The organism is Streptomyces milbemycinicus (assembly GCF_002154605.1).
GTDB classification, from domain to species: domain Bacteria; phylum Actinomycetota; class Actinomycetes; order Streptomycetales; family Streptomycetaceae; genus Streptomyces; species Streptomyces milbemycinicus.
Window position 1 is genome coordinate 1 of the sequence record NZ_MUNE01000358.1, and the last position, 1151, is coordinate 1151.

The window sequence follows — 1151 nt, forward strand, 5'->3', positions numbered from 1 at the left end:
CCGCGCCCTCCTCGCCACCCGCACCACGGGCATCGACCTTGAGACCCGCCCGGACGGCATCCGCGTCCATGCCCCGCGCGGCACCGTCATCCATCTGTGGACCGACGCGACCGTAGCCCGTCACACCGCCGACGGCACCACATGCGAACTCCCCTACCCGGCACCCCTCCCGAGTCATGACGCGCAAGTCGAGCACGGGGGAGCGGTGTTCACACGGGGCGATTACCTGGTCACCGGCTGGCTGTCCGCGTACAACTCCATTGCCCCACGGGCTTAGCACTCCAGCAGCATCTCTCCATTTTCCCAGGTCAACGTGGTGTTCTTGAGCCTGGGGACAGATGCCGAGCCCGGGATGTGGGCGGCGGATGCGGGACTATGTGCGAGGACTGCTGGGTCCGGTGGGCAGGAAGAACAGCTGGCAGCTGGCTGAACAGGCCGGTCACACCACCCCTGATGGTCTGCGGCGTCTGCTGGCGGGAGCCAGGTGGGATCCCGACCAGGTGCGTGATGGCCTGCAGGACTACGTGGCCGAGCGCCTCGGCTGTCCCGATGGGGTGCTCATCATTGACGACACCGGATTTCTTAAGAAGGGCACCACCTCCGCCGGAGTGCAGCGCCAGTACNNGTGGACCGGGAGTTGTACCTGCCAAGTCCTGGAGGGATGATCTGGAGCGGCGCCGGGCCGCGAAGATCCCGGCGCATCGGGCGTTCGCGACCAAGCCCGAGCTCGCCCGGGGGCTGGTCGCGCGCGCATTGGCCTCGGCGCTGCCCGTGGCGTGGGTGACCGCGGACGCCGCCTATGGACAGGAGTGGCGCTTCCGCCGGATTCTGGAGGACGCCGGTGCCGGCTACGTCCTAGCGGTGCCCAAGTCCCAGCACGTCACCTCGCCAGCCGGATCCTGGTGATCGACCACGTCCTGGCCGGAGCCCCGGATGAGGCCTGGGAGCGGATCCCGTGTGGCGACGGCGCGAAGGGCCCGCGCGTCTACGACTGGGCAGATGCGAAACTGCCGCCGATCGAGGAGTTCGACGGCGACCGGCCTATCCACAACCGCTGGGTGCTGGCCCGCCGCAGCCTGGCGCGCCCCGAGGAGATCGCCTACTACCTCGCCTACGCGCCGCTCGATGCCACGGTCGCCGACCTGGTCCGC

General features: G+C 69.1%; 1 protein-coding gene and 1 pseudogene. Both read left to right on the forward strand.

Annotation, left to right across the window (positions count from 1 at the left end; all coding sequences use genetic code 11):
• Nucleotides 1-277, forward strand: a 277-nt coding sequence (locus CCN51_RS27710) for a hypothetical protein (RefSeq protein ID WP_143675910.1), incomplete at its 5' end; no start/stop codon positions are given.
• An 85-nt stretch (nucleotides 278-362) separates the two neighbouring features.
• Nucleotides 363-1151, forward strand: a pseudogene (locus CCN51_RS60135) (IS701 family transposase); the annotation flags it as partial.